Raw genomic sequence first — 14679 nt, 5'->3', positions numbered from 1 at the left:
CAAACGCTCCAATGAACACTCCCTGAAGCCTTTTTCATCGGGAGTGTTCTTGAATTAACAATGGATTATTAAGATTTTTTGACTTTTCACCCTTTTTATGCTATTCTAGCGACTTGGGCCCAATCCCCTATCTTGATAAGCTTAGAAAGCCTGGAAGGCGTGCATGCAACGCGAACGCATTTCTGAAAATGTCTACTGGTTTCAGTCTGAAATTTACGCGCAAGTAACGGCCGGCGCGATCACAGGACCGCAGTGGGCGGTCGTCATCGATACACTCGCACTGCCAGAAGAAACGCTGGCCATGCGCTCTTTTATCGAGGAACAACTCGGTGTTCCGGTTCGCTACGTCATTAACACGCATTATCATGCCGATCATACCGGTGGCAATTGCTTCTTCCCGGGCGCCACGATCATCGGCAACGAATTGTGCCGTGATTTGATGCTGACCAAGGGCCAGATTGCGCTGGAAGCAGCCCGAAAGATCAACCCGATCTTCAAACAAATCAAGATCATCGCGCCGCAGATCACCTTTATGGATGGATCGCTTTCCCTGCGCGTGGGCAAGAAGAATCTGGTTCTCTTCCCCACGCCCGGCCACAGCAGCGACGGTATTTCGATCCTGGTCGAGGAAGACCGGGTGATCTTTGCCGGGGACGCCTTTTTGCCGATCCCCTATATCATCGACGGCAATTACGACGCCATGGTCAACACCATCAAGAAGATCAGTAAGCTCGGGTTGGAGAATATCATCCAGGGGCATGGGGATATCATCTTACGCGGCGAAATCGATGAATCCGTCAAGGAAAATCTCAACTATCTGTCGGCGCTGAAGAAAGCCGTAAAAGGTGCGGCGCGACGGCGCAACCCGCAGGACGCGCTTCTGGCGATCGATGTCGAGAGTTGCGGCAAGAGTCGGGTTTATCTGGGCGGTCTGGCCGAAGAATTACATCGCCGCAACGTTCGCTGGCTTTATCACCAGATTCAAGCCGAGGAACCCATCGAACCTTCGAAAGAAGAAACTTTTGAAGAGGAACCCGAGGAAGAGCCGGTAGAAATTCTGGAAAATATCGACGACGCCGACGAGTTTGAAGAACCCGAAGAACCCGATGATTTCGAAGATCCGGAAGACGAAGAATAATTTAAAAACCTTGAAAAACAGGAATCAAAACGGCGGTCATCCAATGCGGAGGCCGCCGTTCAATTTTCAAGAATATCCTACAAAATCAAGTCTTTATCGTTCACCCGGGTGTGAATCCTGTGAGTTTGCGGCCCGTTTTTCAGCAGCGCGTTTGCGAAAATAAGCTCGCAGCCCTACTACGCGTTCGTTGCCATCCCGCAGGCGCTTCAGATTTGGCCGCAGGGACCACATCACCAGGCCGATCGCGATCAGTCCATAAAGCACGTGCAACCACGAACCCCCAAAGAAGACTGCCTGGACGATCGAGATCAACATCGCCAGAACCGCGATGCTGATCGTGGTCACGGACGCGTACCCGATCAGGACAAAAACCAGCGCTGCCAGTGGCAGAATCAAAAGCATTGCCGGTCCGCCAACCGCAATCGCCCCGCCCAGACAGGGCGCGCCGCCTGCCCCGCCGCGGAGCTGCAATTTCCCGTGCGAACCACGTTCGATCAAGAACACCGAATAATTATGCCCAAGAATTGCCACCAGGGGCGCAGCTACCAGCACCCAGGTATTTCCAGGCGTCAGCCAGTGGACGATCCAGCCCGTCGAAAAACCTTTAAAAACATCCAGCGCGGCGGTGAAGAGCCCGGCCAGAAAACCGGCAGCCCGCATGGCATTCGTTCCCCCGGTACGACCGCTTTCCACCCTGCGCACGTCTTTCCCACTGGCAATCTTTACCACGAACCAGCCAGATGGGAATGCGCCGATCAGATAGGAAAGCAGCAGCGCCAGGCCAATATTCCAAATCGTCATGATCTGTTTCTCCTCCAGTAAAAGGTTAACCCGATTTCGAACGAAACGTTGTGCGCTATTTCTCCCATATCAGACTGATTTCCATCACCTGATCGCTGCGAATATCAAAGCCGCGCACAATCCAATTCTTGTTATCAGGAACACAGATTAACGATACCACGCCCGGATAGGCAAATTCTGCGACGTCCGTTGCTGATGGCACTTGCGGTCCGCGGGGGTGGGAATGAAAAAAAGCCAAAAGGTCGAGCCCCAGGTCTTCCATCTGGAGAAAAGCCTGCAATTGAGCCTGCGCGTCCATCCGAAAGCCATTTGGGCTGTGCAGTTCATTGGGGATCGCCAAAAATCGCTCGCAACGGTCTTCCTTACCCCCCAGCAGTCCGCAGCCTTCTTGCGGCAGGCAGGCGTCCAGGTGGGTCAAAATCTCCTGGCGAAGCGCGATGGGAATATGCATGATCAACCGTGGATGATGAATGCCAGACCCGTCAGTGCAGCCAACATGATGGCCGGCTCCAACCAGACCCTGCGCAGCGGCTGGCCCTCCTCGATGCCGCCGGCCAGGCTTGTGGCGGCATAGGCAGGCCCGACCAGCAGCAACGCAAAGCGCAGCGGCGGCGTGGGGAAATAGTGCAATCCGATCACCAATTGACCGACGAACAGGGAAATGCCAACCGCCCAGGCCACGCACCAATGGCCGTTGAGGCGCAAAAACAACGTTCGCAGGCTGAGCAGGGCCATGCAGGGAACGAGCATCGCCAGAATCTCATACAGCCGCAGGCCGGCAGCCCGGGCCGCGATGGCCAGGATGAGGTACAGGCCAAAAGAAACCGCAGTCAACCCGATGCTGGCCTGGGCGTGGCGGATGTCGTAATCATCCAGCACAATGTATTCCGCCAGCAGCACCAGAACCAACAGAATCGCGCCCAGGGCAAACACCGCCCACCACTCCGGACCAGCCGCCAGAGTGCCCAACGTGGTTCCCACTGCCCAGGCGATCAATGCCGGCAGAAGCCAGAAAATCCGCGTTCGCCGGTCGCGGAAATGGGGATGGTCATGAAACAGCCAGGCGCTGCCCGTGGCCGCCAGGACCGCCGCGATGGCAGAGACCAATGCGGAAAATGTCAAACGGAAAACGATAAAAAAACCGGGTAACTGTAAGGATAGACCACGCTCTGGCAGGTTGACAAAAGGAATCAACGCATAGGCCAGCAGAATCACCGCCACCAGGACGCTCAGGCGGTTCAGATCAGGCAAATGGTTGTGTTCATCCATAATCAATAAAATTCTATCGCGTTTTCATGCACATCGATAGGGCTTAAGACATCCGCAAGGTTGAAGGGACAGATGTGGTAAAATTATAGACTGTATGGAAAACCAGCCTAAACTGCTCAATCCGCCTCCGCGCCTGACCACCGCACTGATCGGCGGTTTCAACGCCGTGGCGAATCACGTCTACCTCATCCTGCCCCCCATTATCCTGGACGTGTTCCTCTGGTTGGGACCGCGCATTAGCCTGGAGCGGATTCTATCGCCGGTTATCGACGATATGAACACCACGCTTCAGCAATTGGGCAGCGCGGATATGACCCAACTGATGAGTACATCCTTCAATCTCTGGAAACAGTTTGCCGAACAGTTCAACTTCTTCAGTCTGCTGCGGACGCTGCCGGTTGGAATTCCGAGTCTGATGGCGGGCAGCGTTGATCCTGCTACGCCGCTGGGTGGTTTTACCCGGTTGGAGGTGAATTCGACCGCCGGCATGATGCTCATCGGGCTGGTCATGGTGATATTTGGCCTGCTCCTGGGGTGTTTTTATTTTTCGGCCGTATCGCGCTCCAGCAACGGCGAAAAAGGCTTCATTTTCTTGCGCTGCTCGGCCTGGCAGGCTGCCCAGACCGTACTCCTCACGCTGCTCAGCATCGCATTGATATTAACCCTGGCCTTACCCGGCATGTTTGTCATCTCGTTGGTGACCCTGATCTCACCGACGCTGGCAACGATTGCCCTGTTCCTGGTTGGCCTGTTGGCATTCTGGTTCCTCATTCCGCTGGTCTTCTCGCCGCACGGCATTTTTACCCGCCAGCAAAATGCAGTCACCTCCATGCTCACCAGCGTGCGGCTGGTGCGCTATTTGATGCCAAGTGTCAGCCTGTTCATTCTGGTGGCCATCCTACTCATTCAGGGCCTCAATCAGTTGTGGTCGGTTCCGCCGGCCAATTCCTGGCTGACCCTGGTGGGAATCGCCGGGCACGCCTTCATCGCCACGAGCATGCTTTCCGCTAGTTTTGTCTTTTATCGCAGCGCCACTGCCTGGTTGGAAGAAAACCTTTCTCATATGGCGCAAGTGCGCATTTGAAATTTGGATCTGCTCCGCTGGGGGCTTACGCTAATTAATCGTGGAGGATTTTGTGGTAACCAATTCCCCTTCTTCGTATGGTGCAAAAGATATCCAGGTGCTCGAAGGCCTGGAGGCCGTCCGCCGTCGTCCGGGCATGTATGTCGGCGGCACCGACCTGAAAGCCCTCCACCATCTCGTCTATGAGGTTGTCGACAACTCGATCGATGAGGCCCTGGCCGGCGCCTGCGACAAAATCATCATCACCATCCACGCCGACAGCAGCGTCACCGTCGAAGACAACGGACGCGGTATTCCGGTTGACATCCACCCTGAAAAGAAAAAATCCGCCCTGGAAGTGGTTATGACCATTCTCCACGCCGGCGGCAAGTTCAGCCATTCCAGCTACAAGGTCTCCGGCGGTCTGCACGGCGTGGGCGTCTCGGCGGTCAATGCGCTCTCCGAATGGTGCGAGGTGCGCGTCTATCGGGATGGGCGCGAATATTTCCAACGCTACGAGCGCGGAATTCCGCAGGAAGCGGTCAAGGAAATCGGCAAGTGCGATCCTGAAAAGACCGGCACCCGAACCACCTTCCGCTTTGACCGCGAAATTTTCAAAGACGACCTCGATTTCAAATTCGACACCCTGCTGCAGCGTTTTCGTGAGATGGCCTTCATCACCCGCAAGGTGGAAATCCGCCTGATGGATGAACGGACCCTGCATGAAATGACCTTTTTCTTCGAAGGCGGCATCGGCTCCTTCGTGCGGTTCCTCAATCGCAACCGCGTCGTGCTCCACCCCGTCTTCTACGTCGAAAAGGATGTCGAAAACATCGGCATCGAAGCTGCCATTCAATATACCGATGCGTATTCCGAATCAGTCTATTCTTTTGCCAATACCATCAACACCATCGATGGCGGCTCTCACCTGACCGGCCTGCGCACGGCGGTCACGCGCGTGATCAACGATTACGCGCGCAAGGCCAATCTGCTCAAGGATACCGACCCCAATTTCACCGGCGACGATACCCGCGAAGGCATGACCGCCATTGTCTCGGTCAAACACCCCGACCCGCAGTTCGAAAGCCAGACCAAGGTCAAGCTGATGAACCCCGAGGTGCAGACTTACGTCCAGCAGGTGGTTGGGGATGCCTTTGGCACCTTCCTGGAGGAAAATCCCCAGGCAGCCAAGGCCATCGTCCAGAAGTGCCTCACCTCGTCGCACGCCCGCGACGCGGCCCGTAAAGCCCGCGACCTGGTCATCCGTAAATCGGCCCTGGAAAGCCTGACGCTGCCCGGCAAGCTGGCGGACTGCTCCGAAAAAGACTCCTCGAAGACCGAAATGTACATCGTCGAAGGGAACTCGGCAGGCGGCTCGGCCAAACAGGGCCGCGACCGGCACTTCCAGGCCATCCTGCCCCTGCGCGGTAAGATTCTCAACACCGAACGCGCCCGCCTTGATAAAATGCTTTCCAACCTTGAAATCAAATCCATGATTTCTGCGCTGGGCACGGGCATCGGCGACAACTTCGACCTGACCAACCTGCGCTACGGCCGCGTCATCATCATGACGGATGCGGATGTCGACGGCGCTCACATTCGCACCCTGCTGCTGACCTTCTTCTTCCGCTACATGCTGCCGCTCGTCGAGCAGGGTCACGTCTTCATTGCCCAGCCGCCCCTCTACCGCATCGCCTACAAGAATCAGATCAAATACGCTTATAACGATGCGGAAAAGGACAGCCTGATCAAGGAACTGGGCGTCGGCGTGGAAAAAGTCGGCCTGCAGCGTTACAAAGGTCTGGGCGAAATGAACCCGCAGCAGTTGTGGGAAACCACCATGAACCCCGAAAACCGCATCCTGCTGGTGGTAACCGTGGACGACGCCGCAATTGCGGATCGCACGTTCGACATGCTGATGGGCGAGGCCGTCCCGCCGCGCACCCGGTTTATCACCACCCACGCCAAGACGGTCCGGAATCTGGATATCTAGAAATCTGATCGCAAACGTCTCAGGCAAATCAAGAACATGGATACTGGCCTATAAGTTAGGCCAGTATTTTTTTAATTCCATAGGAGATCTCTCGTAGTCATCGTTCCATGTCATTCCCGCAGATGGGTTTTTTTAATGGGCAATGTGAACAGTATCTCTTGACAATATCATTATTTGTAATATAATCATTATTGATAATAATCGCATTACTGATATTTGATCGGAGACGAGATGGAAAAGCCAATCGATTTAGTGTTACACCCCACCCGTTTGCGCATCATCATTGCCCTGGCCGGCCGGAAAATGACCGCCCAACAACTGGCGGAAAAATTGGGCGATGTACCCCCGGCCACACTCTATCGGCACCTCAACCGTCTGACCGCGGCAGGCATTCTGGATTTAGCCGCCGAACGGCGTGTCCGCGGTACCCTCGAGAAGGTTTACACTCTCGGCCGTCAGGGCGGATTTATGAACGCCCAGGAATTCGCGGCGCTGAGCCGTGAAGATCACCTTCGCTACTTCACCACCTTCGTTGCCTCGCTGTTGGATGATTTCTCGCGCTATATCAAGAGAGCGGAACCGCTCGACCCCCTTAACGACGGGGTGGGTTATCAAAAATTCCCTCTTGAGTTGAGCGATGAAGAATTCGCCGAGATGGTCAAAGGAATCAATGCTGCGATCGTCCCATACCTGAACAATCAACCGGCGCCCGGACGTAAACGTCGCATCTTCGCGACGATCGTCACGCCTGCTGAAGAAAACAAACCCTCGCCGGATGAACCGGCGCAGGAAATCGATCAAAAAGATGGCAATTTGAAAGAGGAATAAGAATGACACCTACGACTGAATCGACTCAAAACCGGGTTATCCAACCCAGGGTCAACTGGCGCCAGGTCGGCCTGTTCATCGGCCTGACATTTGGATTTACCTACGTCCTCGATCTGCTTTTGCAGTTGGTTGGCGGATATGGCAGCTCGAGCACGACCACCTTCCTGCAACTGCAGATGATGCTGCCGGCGTTCTTCGCCATTTTCCTGGGCATGTTCATCTTCACCGACAGCCCATTCTACTTCCACAAACCCATGCCGGATGGACGCCCGGACCGGGCGCGCGGGTTCTTCTACCTTTACCTGGCGCTGACGGTGTTCTACGTCATCCTGGCAGCCATTTCGGCGCTGGCTCCGTCCCTGGCGCAGTTGGTAGCCCAACTGCGGACCCTCCCGATGATCCTGGGGTTGCTCGGGCTGATCGTCTTCCGCGTCTTCAAAGGCCGCGAGGCATTCGCGCGCGCCAATATGCGCGGAGGTCATTTCATGGACTGGGTTCTTTTCACCCTGGCGTTCGTCGCGTTCTACGCCCTTCAAACCGGCCTGAACATGCTCTTCAACCTGGGCCAACCGGTCGACCTGAGCCTGCTCGCGGCCCAGATCGGAACCTCGATGTCCGGTCCCGCGCTGTTGATCATGCTTGCCATCCAGACGATCCTGGAGGGCTCGCTGCTCGGGCTCGTCGTGGCTTTCGGCGAAGAATATGGCTGGCGCGGTTTCCTGCAGGGGCAGCTCACCCGCCTGGGTAAGAAGCGCGGCGTCCTGCTGCTTGGACTGATCTGGGGCGCCTGGCACTATCCGGCCATCTGGATGGGCCATAATTACCCCGGCCAACCGATTGCCGGTACGATTGCAATGACTCTCTACTGCGTTCTTCTGGCATTCGTCCTCGGTTATGTGGTTCTCAAGACGGGTAGCGTCTGGCTGGCAGCATTCTTACACGCCATCAATAACCAGACCAACAGCTTCTTCAACAGCCTGGTTTACACCTCCAACGATCCAATCTTCAGTTTTGGTCTGGGCCTGTACGGTCTGGCAACGCTGGCCGTAATCGTCCTCCTCCTCTTGCGCGACCCGGTGTGGAAAGACACGCCTGCCCAAACGCAGCTGGCCGAACCCGCGGCTTCACAGGTCGCCTGAAGAACAATCATCGATCCGGATCTCGCGATACGAAATACTGACCTGTCCCACAGGTCAGTATTTCGTTTGGCCATTACCGATCCATTGGGTATCAAACAAATTCTACGAATTCCATTCGGGGGGAAGAGCGAATCTGGCGACGACCCGGTAGGCAGGCTGGTACAGATGCGAATATCGAACAGAGTGATGCACCGCCGGGTATCCCAGGGCGCGAATATCCAGGATAAAAGAGTTCAATTCGGCCGGATCGAAGGCCAGCCGTCCCTGTGTCGAAAGCGCGGCCGCTTCCTGCCATTGCTCTTCCAGCAGTTGAATGGAGCCATGAAAAGCGCTGGAAGTCTGCACAAATGCGTCCAGCAACAGCCTTGGAGAAAAACCGCGCGCCAGGAGCGCGGGCAGATGCACCCTCACGATGGCGCCATCCGCCGAGATGGGGTCGATCAACGGTTCACCAGGCCCAACCGGGAGGTGCGCCAGCTCGGTCTCCAGCCAGCGAAGCGCCTGCCCGTAATCCTCGACGGCATGTCCGCTGCCCCTGGAAGCCTGGTGGATCAATTTGTAGAGGTCCTGGATCTGCCAGGCCGGATAACGCAGCGCATGGTCGAGGAGAATCCGTCGAAAAGGGCCGTTCACGGCGTCACTTTCCATGGGTTTCTCAGATCGTTTTTGGTTTGAAGTGCTTCCGGATGGATTGAACCAGAGTCATCGCATCCGAACCCCGGAAAAGCGGGATTTGAATTGCCACAAAGATCAGGTTGGCAAGCCGGTTCGCCAGGAAATCCTGCATTCCGCCCAGTCCCGCCGAACCCAATCCCATTTGAATGAGAAAAAGATTGAAGGCGATGCTCAAGACCAGCCCGTATTTCACCCATTTGCCGCGGTTGATCAACAGCAGCCCGACGCCGATTTCGAAAGCCGCCAGCAGCAGGGCGAAGAAAGAAATGTGGGGCATGATGAAATTCTGCCAGAAGGCATCGTAGCCTGGGATCAATGCCGTGCGGCCGAAAACGGCATAGGTCTGAGGTGAAAATAGCGCCAGATAAACGTGAGAAATCCAGCCCAGCAAGTACCAAATGGCGATAAAACCGCGGGTGAAATTGCGCATCGTGCTGCTCCAATGTAATAATTATGCAAAGGAATTCTAGCACGGTCGAACGATGCGGTGCGCTTTTTCCTTAATTCTGTCCTGCTGAAGAAGATTCGCGCGCGTATTCCAGCAGCGATACCGAATCGCTCCACACGCCCTCGGCCGTGCTGTCGAGGACTACGGCAATGGCGCCCGCCCCATCGAACTCGGCCGAAGAAACCAGGCAGTGACCTGCTTCGTCTGTGGTGCCGGTCTTGATGCCGGTCGCCGGGGCGTAGAAGACAGCGTCTTCCCGGTCGAGCAAACGATTGGTATTGCTCCAGGCCTGTGAAAAAGTCCCTGTATCGGTTTCGCTGCCGGCCGGCCTGTAGTACGCGACATCCACGATTTTCCGAAAACGATCGTCCTGCATGGCCGCGCGCGCGATGAGCGCCAGGTCGTAGGCCGTGCTGTAATGGTTCGAGTCCTGATAACCATCCGGGCTGGTGAAATTCGTGTCCAGCGCGCCGAGTTCGCGCGCGCGCTCGTTCATCAGCCCGCAAAAGCGTTCGACGGCCTGGTCGATGGGCATGAACGCATCGCCGCTTTCACGCCGCGCCACGTTGACGGCGATTACAAAAGCGGCATCGCTGCCCGAGACCAGCATCAACCCATAAATCAAATCCTCCATACCGATCTCCTGGCTGTAGAGCAGCCCGGCCTTCTGCGCATCCAGCCTGAATTTGGTCCAGGCCAGGTTGACTTCGTCGCCGACCCAGATCACCTCGTCACGGTCAAAATACTCCAGCGCCAGCAGCGCAGTCATTATTTTGGTGGTGCTGGCCGGAAACATGCGCCGGTGCGCGGCCTTTTCGTAGAGCACGGTCCCGCTCTGGGCGTCGATCAGGATTGCGCTTTGAGCCGCCAGAGCCAGCGGATCTTGTTCGAGGTAGACCACCGGCTGCGCGGTGGGTGGGACCGGCTCAGGAGTGGGCGTCGGGGTCGCGCTCGGCGCGCTGGTCGGGGTGTCCGTCAGGGTGGGTGTGACCATCGTCCGCTTTACCGTCGAAGGGATCCCCGCGCCGAAATTTGCAGGACTACAGGCGCTCAAGAAAAACACAACCAGAAACAAGCAGCGGAACGCATGCCGTTTTTCGAGGCGCGCACGCTTGAAAGGTGCCATTTTTCCTTTTCCTTTCGATCGTTATCCAGGATTCTTTGTGAACGATTGCCATCGATCGAACCGGCCTCCGCTTACACTGTACCTGCCGGTGATTTCAAAAAAAATAAAAAAACTCCCCGCCCAATTTCGCCGGAATCATCTTAGCGAAGCTGGACGCGGAGTTTATATAGGCTGACTTATCGAAAACTTAAGATGTGCTTACGAAGGACTTGCTTCTTTATGAATTCGCAGGAGTCTGAACCGGCAGAGACACCCTGAATATCGTGGCATGCTCGTCGCTTTGGGCGCTGATCGCGCCGCCGTGCGCCGTGACGATCTCTCTGGCTATCGCCAGTCCCAGCCCGGCTCCGCCCGAATGGCTGGAACGCGCCTCATCCAATCGGAAGAATTTCTCGAAGACCTGGTTCAATTTCTGCGCAGGGATCGGGTTGCCCTGGTTGGTAATCGAGACTTCGATGATTTCGTCCCGTTGGATGGCTTCGATCTCGATGGTCGTATGATCGAAACTATACGAAATCGCGTTCTTCAGCAGGTTGTTGAACACGCGAGCCAGTTTATCCGCATCACCCCATATACTGAGATCTTCCGGCGCATTGACGGTCACTTGTTTGCCCGCCGGGGCTGCCAGCGGATAGAATTCGTCCGCCATCTGCTGCAACATGAACGAGAGGTTGATTTTTTCTCTTTCCAGCACGATAGATTGAAGGTTGAAGCGGGTGATATCGAAAAATTCATTGATCAACTGCTCCAGGCGGTTGGCCTTTTCGAGGGTAATGCCGATGTACCTGGCTTTCTGCTCCACCGGCATGTCCGGCGCTTCGTCGAGTAGACTGAGATAACCGATCACGGAGGTCAGCGGGGTCCGCAGGTCGTGCGCCAGGTCGACGACCAGGTCATTCTTGCGCTGTTCGGCTTCCTTCACATCCCGCTCGCGTTTATCCAATTTTGTCTTGATCTCATTCAGTTTCGCGGCGATGAAATCCATTTCGGGCGAGAGCACGATCTCCCCGCCGGATTCATCCACAAGTTGATCGATCCCTGCGCTGACTTCATTGAAATAGCGCGTCATTCTGGACAAAACGAAATAGAAAACCAACAGCAGAACGACGATCAGGCCGGCGGAAAGCCAGACGCCGCGGTTGTTTCGAAATAACTGCTGGTACATGTTCACGCCGTCGTAATACGAAATCTTGAACAAATTCTCGCACAGGTGTACGAACCACTCTGCGAAGGCGGCCTGGAATAATCCGTCGATGAGGAGATATTGAATAAGGAACCAGAGCGCCGGCGCCAAAATCGCAATCAAGACCACCTGGAGGATTATTTTTCTTCTCAGGGCGGAATGATCATTTTTCAATTTTGTAACCCACTCCCCAAACGGTTTTGATATAGCGCGGGTGTTCGCTTGAATCGCGCATTTTTTCGCGCAAATGGCGGATGTGAACCATGACAGTGTTATTGCTGCTGGTGTAATACTTTTCCCCCCACACCTCTTGAAACAACTCTTCCGAACTGACCACCCGCCCGCGGTTCGAACACAGGAACCAGAGGATCGAGAATTCGATGGGCGTCAATGAGAGCGCTCGTTCGTTCAGAGTACACTCATGCGTCTCCCGGTCGATTACCAATCCAGAGACTGCGATCTCATGCTCGTCCGGTGCCGGCTCGCCGGCGTTATAGGTGGTGTAGCGCCTGAGCTGAGCTTTCACGCGGGCGACGAGTTCCAATGGGCGGAAGGGTTTGGTGATGTAATCATCCGCGCCCAGTGTGAGCCCGGTGATCTTATCGATTTCCTCTTCCTTGGCGGTCAACAAAATGATGGGAAAATTATACTTTTCACGAATGCGCCGGCAAATCGCAAAACCGTTGATGTCGGGCAGCATGACATCCAAAATGGCCAGGTCGATCTTTTCGCATTCGATGCAATCCAGGGCATCCTGGCCGGATGAATACTTGTACACATTGAAATTCTCATTTTTCAGGTACACCTGGATGAGATCGGCAATTGTTTGCTCATCGTCGACGATCAAGATATTGACTGTCATGAAGGTGATCTCCTCCCTATCGAGATTATATACTAACAATCCGATGCCGGGAAATTTCCTCGATCCAGCCTGGCAGCCCTCTCCCGTACACTCTGATACAATTCCAGCATGCCCCGCCCACCCCGCCAATCGCGGCCGCAAGGCCAGATCACCCGCGGCAAAACCGCCCGCAACCGCCTGCGCCGCGTGGATAACTTCCTGTGCCTGTACGATCCCGGACTGATCCGCCGGACCGATGCGCCGGGCGAGGTGTCCTACTATGTCGATCTGGGATACGGCGAAGAACCCTTCACCACACTCGAATCGGCCGAACGCCTGCGGCGGTTAAATCCGGCGCTGCCCGTGCTGGGCGTGGAAATCGACCCGCAGCGCGTCGAGCGCGCGCTGCCCTTCGAAGACGATCGCACCCATTTCCGCCTGGGCGGTTTCAACCTGCCGCTGCAACCCCGTGAATCGGCGCGCCTGATCCGGGCTTTCAACGTGCTGCGCCAGTACGACGAATTCGAGGTGCAGGACGCGCTGCTCACATTAGGCGCAGGCCTGATGCCCGGCGGGCTGATCATCGAAGGCACCGCCGATCCGTTTGGGCGCATCTGGGTGGCCAACTTGTTGCGCAAGCGCGCGGACGGTGACCTGTGGGTGGAAGGGCTGCTTTTCAGCACCAACTTCCGCTGGGGCTTCGAGCCGGCCATCTTTCAGCCCCGCCTGCCCAAGAACTTCATCCACCGCATGCTGCCCGGCGAAACCATCGACGCCTTCATGAACGCCTGGAAGCAGGCCGCCCTGGCCACCATCAGCGTGCGCACCCTGGGACTTCGCCAGTGGTTCTGCGCCAGCGCGCTGGCCCTGCGCGACCTGGGCTGGCCGGTCGAAACCCGGCGGCGCCCCCTGCAGCAGGGCTACCTGCTGTGGAAGCGTTCGGGCCGGGTGAGCGATGGCGCCCTGTTCCGCGATCTGCCGGCCTGACCGGAGCGCTTACCAATCTGTTCTTTCCCGGCGCCCACCTTCGTGATAAACTCAAATGAATATATCCTGATGAGGTGACTATGGCTCGCAGCTTGCTCTTCCGCACCGAAGATCTTTCTGAATACATCGTTCAATTCTTCGTCCGGCACGATATCACACCCAAGGACGCGAAAATTGCCGCCGATATTTTGCTGACGGCCGATCTGCGCGGTGTCGATTCGCACGGCATCATTCGCCTGGATACCTATTACGGCACGCGCCTGCGCAAGGGCCTCATCGACCCGCATGCGCCGCTTTCCGTCGTACGCGAGACCGGCACAACCCTGGCGCTGGATGGCGGCCATGGACTGGGCCAGATCGTTGGATATACCGCCATGTCGCGCTGCATCGAAAAAGCCCGCCAGTCCGGCCTGGCCATGACCACGGTGCGCAACAGCAACCATTACGGCATCGCTGGTTATTACGCCATGATGGCGTTGGCGCAGGACATGATCGGCATCAGCTTCACCAATTCACAGCCTCTGGTGGCGCCCACCTATGGTTGCAAAGCCATGCTGGGCACCAACCCGATCGCCGTCGCCGTCCCATCCGGCAAGGAACGCCCTTACGTGCTGGATATGGCCACCAGCATCGTGCCCATTGGGCGCATCACGGTCTACGACAAAGCCGGCAAACCGATCCCCGAGGGTTGGGGCATCGATCATGAAGGCAAAGTCACCACGAATCCCAAAGAAGTGCTGGATGGCGGCGCGTTGATGCCGTTGGGCGGCATCGACCTGATGCGCGGTTATAAAGGCTACGGTCTGGCCATGCTGGTTGATATCTTCAGTGGCGTGCTGGCGGGATCGGCCTTTGGCGATGAAGTCGCCCAGCCGTCCAACAACAAGCCCGCGCGCGTGGGCCATTTCTTCGCCGCAATTCGCATCGACGCCTTCCGGCCGGTGGAGGAATTCAAGCAGGACATGGATCATTTGATCCAGATGATGAAGGAATCCCCTAAGGCTGTCGGTCAGGAGCGCATTTACATCCATGGCGAGAAGGAATTCGAAATGGCCGAACGCCGCCGCTCCGAAGGGATTCCGCTGCTGGAGACGGTGGTCGATTCGCTCAAAGCCAGCGGTCAAACCGTCGGCCTGCCTTTCGATCTGGAAGTGCTCGGGGTTATAGAATAAAAAAACCACAGAGACA

General features: G+C 56.3%; 15 protein-coding genes. 7 read left to right on the top strand and 8 right to left on the bottom strand.

Translation table 11 applies throughout. The features are described from left to right. The first annotated feature begins 163 nt into the window (after nucleotides 1-163). Entirely contained in the window at nucleotides 164-1138 is a 975-nt protein-coding gene (locus tag LARV_RS09385) for an MBL fold metallo-hydrolase (protein WP_075073394.1), read from the top strand. Nucleotides 1139-1231: 93 nt separating this feature from the next. Here LARV_RS09385 and LARV_RS09380 read toward each other — a convergent pair whose 3' ends face one another. Genes LARV_RS09380 through LARV_RS09370 form a run of 3 tightly spaced genes read right to left on the bottom strand, consistent with a single transcriptional unit; the run spans nucleotide 1232 to nucleotide 3208 of the window. Continuing rightward, nucleotides 1232-1939 carry a glycerol-3-phosphate acyltransferase gene (locus LARV_RS09380; protein ID WP_075073393.1) on the bottom strand — a complete coding sequence of 236 codons (708 nt, stop codon included), beginning with the start codon at nucleotides 1937-1939 and terminating at the stop codon, nucleotides 1232-1234. Between the two features lie 55 nt (nucleotides 1940-1994). Next, a complete protein-coding gene (locus LARV_RS09375) occupies nucleotides 1995-2390 on the bottom strand; it encodes a Mov34/MPN/PAD-1 family protein (protein ID WP_075073392.1) in 396 nt (131 codons plus the stop codon). A 2-nt stretch (nucleotides 2391-2392) separates the two neighbouring features. After that, a complete protein-coding gene (locus tag LARV_RS09370) occupies nucleotides 2393-3208 on the bottom strand; it encodes a DUF5656 family protein (protein ID WP_075073391.1) in 816 nt (271 codons plus the stop codon). 94 nt (nucleotides 3209-3302) lie between these two features. Here LARV_RS09370 and LARV_RS09365 point away from each other — a divergent pair, with 94 nt between their 5' ends. From LARV_RS09365 to LARV_RS09350, 4 genes are all read left to right on the top strand, one after another. Next, on the top strand, nucleotides 3303-4292 hold the full coding sequence (locus LARV_RS09365; protein ID WP_075073390.1) for a hypothetical protein: 990 nt from the start codon (nucleotides 3303-3305) through the stop codon (nucleotides 4290-4292). A 52-nt stretch (nucleotides 4293-4344) separates the two neighbouring features. After that, on the top strand, nucleotides 4345-6264 hold the full coding sequence (gene gyrB / locus LARV_RS09360; protein WP_075073389.1) for a DNA topoisomerase (ATP-hydrolyzing) subunit B: 1920 nt from the start codon (nucleotides 4345-4347) through the stop codon (nucleotides 6262-6264). Nucleotides 6265-6495: 231 nt separating this feature from the next. Then, nucleotides 6496-7092 carry a helix-turn-helix domain-containing protein gene (locus LARV_RS09355; protein WP_075073388.1) on the top strand — a complete coding sequence of 199 codons (597 nt, stop codon included), beginning with the start codon at nucleotides 6496-6498 and terminating at the stop codon, nucleotides 7090-7092. 2 nt (nucleotides 7093-7094) lie between these two features. Next, nucleotides 7095-8231 carry a CPBP family intramembrane glutamic endopeptidase gene (locus LARV_RS09350; RefSeq protein ID WP_075073387.1) on the top strand — a complete coding sequence of 379 codons (1137 nt, stop codon included), beginning with the start codon at nucleotides 7095-7097 and terminating at the stop codon, nucleotides 8229-8231. Nucleotides 8232-8333: 102 nt separating this feature from the next. Here the strand turns inward: LARV_RS09350 and LARV_RS09345 are convergent, their stop codons facing one another. The 5 genes from LARV_RS09345 to vanR form a co-directional block, all read right to left on the bottom strand. After that, nucleotides 8334-8879 (bottom strand): hypothetical protein, encoded by a 546-nt coding sequence (locus LARV_RS09345; protein WP_075073386.1) that lies wholly within the window; start codon nucleotides 8877-8879, stop codon nucleotides 8334-8336. Between the two features lie 7 nt (nucleotides 8880-8886). After that, nucleotides 8887-9336: a hypothetical protein gene (locus LARV_RS09340; protein ID WP_075073385.1), complete on the bottom strand. Its 450-nt coding sequence runs from the start codon at nucleotides 9334-9336 to the stop codon at nucleotides 8887-8889. 70 nt (nucleotides 9337-9406) lie between these two features. Further along, the gene (locus LARV_RS09335; RefSeq protein WP_075073384.1) at nucleotides 9407-10480 is read right to left on the bottom strand and encodes a D-alanyl-D-alanine carboxypeptidase family protein; all 1074 of its coding nucleotides are present in this window, start codon (nucleotides 10478-10480) and stop codon (nucleotides 9407-9409) included. Nucleotides 10481-10697: 217 nt separating this feature from the next. After that, nucleotides 10698-11870 carry a sensor histidine kinase gene (locus tag LARV_RS09330; protein WP_407936369.1) on the bottom strand — a complete coding sequence of 391 codons (1173 nt, stop codon included), beginning with the start codon at nucleotides 11868-11870 and terminating at the stop codon, nucleotides 10698-10700. Then, nucleotides 11827-12525, bottom strand: a complete 699-nt coding sequence (vanR, locus tag LARV_RS09325) for a VanR-ABDEGLN family response regulator transcription factor (RefSeq protein ID WP_075073382.1) — start codon at nucleotides 12523-12525, stop codon at nucleotides 11827-11829. The genes LARV_RS09330 and vanR overlap by 44 nt, the downstream gene beginning before the upstream one ends. A 108-nt stretch (nucleotides 12526-12633) precedes the next feature. Between vanR and LARV_RS09320 the strand changes: the two genes are divergently transcribed. Together LARV_RS09320 and LARV_RS09315 are read left to right on the top strand one after the other, a co-directional pair. Next, entirely contained in the window at nucleotides 12634-13491 is an 858-nt protein-coding gene (locus tag LARV_RS09320) for a hypothetical protein (RefSeq protein WP_075073381.1), read from the top strand. Between the two features lie 80 nt (nucleotides 13492-13571). Then, complete coding sequence (locus LARV_RS09315; RefSeq protein WP_075073380.1) at nucleotides 13572-14663, top strand: Ldh family oxidoreductase; 1092 nt, start codon at nucleotides 13572-13574, stop codon at nucleotides 14661-14663. Nucleotides 14664-14679: the final 16 nt, after the last annotated feature.

Origin of the sequence: Longilinea arvoryzae, from assembly GCF_001050235.1 — a bacterium.
Taxonomy (GTDB): domain Bacteria; phylum Chloroflexota; class Anaerolineae; order Anaerolineales; family Anaerolineaceae; genus Longilinea; species Longilinea arvoryzae.
This window is presented reverse-complemented; position numbering and strand designations above follow the sequence as displayed.

Bases quoted from the DNA above. Each gene is read 5' to 3' on its own strand.
- LARV_RS09385 (WP_075073394.1), top strand. From the start codon at position 164: ATGCAACGCGAACGCATTTCTGAAAATGTCTACTGGTTTCAGTCTGAA.
- LARV_RS09380 (WP_075073393.1), bottom strand. From the start codon at position 1,939: ATGACGATTTGGAATATTGGCCTGGCGCTGCTGCTTTCCTATCTGATC.
- LARV_RS09375 (WP_075073392.1), bottom strand. From the start codon at position 2,390: ATGCATATTCCCATCGCGCTTCGCCAGGAGATTTTGACCCACCTGGAC.
- LARV_RS09370 (WP_075073391.1), bottom strand. From the start codon at position 3,208: ATGGATGAACACAACCATTTGCCTGATCTGAACCGCCTGAGCGTCCTG.
- LARV_RS09365 (WP_075073390.1), top strand. From the start codon at position 3,303: ATGGAAAACCAGCCTAAACTGCTCAATCCGCCTCCGCGCCTGACCACC.
- LARV_RS09355 (WP_075073388.1), top strand. From the start codon at position 6,496: ATGGAAAAGCCAATCGATTTAGTGTTACACCCCACCCGTTTGCGCATC.
- LARV_RS09350 (WP_075073387.1), top strand. From the start codon at position 7,095: ATGACACCTACGACTGAATCGACTCAAAACCGGGTTATCCAACCCAGG.
- LARV_RS09345 (WP_075073386.1), bottom strand. From the start codon at position 8,879: ATGGAAAGTGACGCCGTGAACGGCCCTTTTCGACGGATTCTCCTCGAC.
- LARV_RS09340 (WP_075073385.1), bottom strand. From the start codon at position 9,336: ATGCGCAATTTCACCCGCGGTTTTATCGCCATTTGGTACTTGCTGGGC.
- LARV_RS09335 (WP_075073384.1), bottom strand. From the start codon at position 10,480: ATGGCACCTTTCAAGCGTGCGCGCCTCGAAAAACGGCATGCGTTCCGC.
- vanR (WP_075073382.1), bottom strand. From the start codon at position 12,525: ATGACAGTCAATATCTTGATCGTCGACGATGAGCAAACAATTGCCGAT.
- LARV_RS09320 (WP_075073381.1), top strand. From the start codon at position 12,634: ATGCCCCGCCCACCCCGCCAATCGCGGCCGCAAGGCCAGATCACCCGC.
- LARV_RS09315 (WP_075073380.1), top strand. From the start codon at position 13,572: ATGGCTCGCAGCTTGCTCTTCCGCACCGAAGATCTTTCTGAATACATC.